1 pseudogene is annotated in these 1286 nt (G+C 43.2%); it reads right to left on the bottom strand.

Annotated features, from left to right (window positions below):
• Positions 1 to 1286, bottom strand: a pseudogene (locus IQR33_RS08670) (hybrid sensor histidine kinase/response regulator); the annotation flags it as partial.

Here is a 1286-nt window from a genome sequence, read left to right as displayed (position 1 = left end):
TCGGCTTCAATGGTGCTCTGGATGCGAACTAATAACGTTTGCAGAGCTGAGATTTCTTCATTAGAAAACAGCTTATTATCTATTTTATGTGAAGAAATTAGTAAGTGAGTAACAGACTTTCCACGACCGAAGAGAGGCATAACGAGCGCAGTATTGCTTGAGCGCATGCGCTCGTAGAGCTTTCTCATCGACCCTTTAGAAGAGGAGGCATAATCAATTTCTTCAGACAACTCATCTAGCACGAGAACTGACTTGCTTGACGGCAGGTACTCTTCGTAAAACGTTTCTGTGTAATTGCTAGTGACTAGCTGTAGCTTGTTGTTTGGTATGTTAAGTAACGATGCCAACTGACGCATAGCATCATCTATTGAGCGTTTAAACTCTTCCTCTAACCCAAGGATTTGCTGAACGGGAGTGTGTCGTTTCCCATAAATAAAATACGAAGCGAAACGACTGACTCGCTTAAAAAGCAAGTGCCAAGTGATACCGATAAGCGCGCATAAAGGTACCGCAACAAGCCATTGGTTATCTTCAGAGATAGGAATAAATATCGCCCCTAGCGGCAGAACAAAAATGGCGCAGACTAAGAGCGCGCTTACCGTTAAGTACGTGAGATATTTAGCGCTGTAGAAGCGAGAGGTAAGTAGGGCATAGCCCACAAACAACATTTCGCTGATTGAAAGTGCTGGTGGTAACCAAGTTAGGGAGAAGTCGCCAAGGAAATACGTCATTCCAAGGTGTATCACTGCCGTAGATAACATGAATACCAAAATGCCAGCGATCATATAGTTGCTTTTTGCTAGCGTGAGCTTGCTGCTGTTAGCGCGCATGGCAATCAAGTTAAGCAGCGTTAGTACCACGAAAGCTAGCAAACTAATGAAAAAATATGAGGTATGTGGGCCAAATTCAATGACGAACTGGCTTGGACCACTAATGGTGACATTTTCGACAGTAAGATTCGGCACTAAGTTGATGTACAGTGAATACGTTGCTAGTGCGACAAAGACGACTTTTTGCCAGACTTTGACCGCTGTTTTTTTAACATCTGCGGTTAACTGGCAAGAAAAATAGAATGCAAACGCAAAGGCGAAAAAAGACGCTAAGTTCGCTAACTTAGCCATAAAAATGCCACCAACAGAGCCTAATTCTGGCAATAAATCGGTATGGAAATAGGCGTTGCTGCTTATCCAAACAATGATACAGCTGGAATAAGCGATGTAAGGCGCGTGATGCGAGCCTAAGATTGACTCACTCTTCTGTTTTAGGCGATAGCAGTAATACAGTAA

The organism is Vibrio sp. OPT46, assembly GCF_015163535.1.
In the GTDB taxonomy this organism is placed as follows: domain Bacteria; phylum Pseudomonadota; class Gammaproteobacteria; order Enterobacterales; family Vibrionaceae; genus Vibrio; species Vibrio alginolyticus.
The sequence above is the reverse complement of the archived record's forward strand: the minus strand, read 5'-3'. Positions and strand labels throughout refer to the sequence as shown.